The organism is Methylobacterium sp. AC433 (genome assembly GCF_979253015.1).
The window spans coordinates 1-240 of the sequence record NZ_CEEDBN010000105.1 but is presented as its reverse complement, the minus strand read 5'-3'; the positions used below and the strand labels follow the sequence as shown (position 1 = coordinate 240).

Below are 240 nucleotides of genomic sequence, written 5' to 3'. Positions count from 1 at the left end.
CGGCCTGCCTCGACCACTACGCCGCCGACATCCGCACCCGCGCGATCCTGCTCTCCCTCGATGCGGTGCTCGAGGCGCGCAAGTTCATGTCGGCGGCGCGGGCCGCCGCGCGCGCCAAGCCGGGGGTGGTTCTGCGGGCGGGGCGCCACCGGGCGCCGACCCGCCACGCCGCGACCCATACGGGCGCGCGCGCCCGACCCGACACCGTCTACGAGGCCGCGTTCCGGCGTGCCGGCCTGC

The 240-nt window shown here is 78.3% G+C and carries 1 pseudogene; it reads left to right on the top strand.

What is annotated here, in order from left to right:
- A pseudogene (locus AC0IWM_RS23900) lies at nucleotides 1–240 on the top strand (acetyl CoA synthetase); the annotation flags it as partial.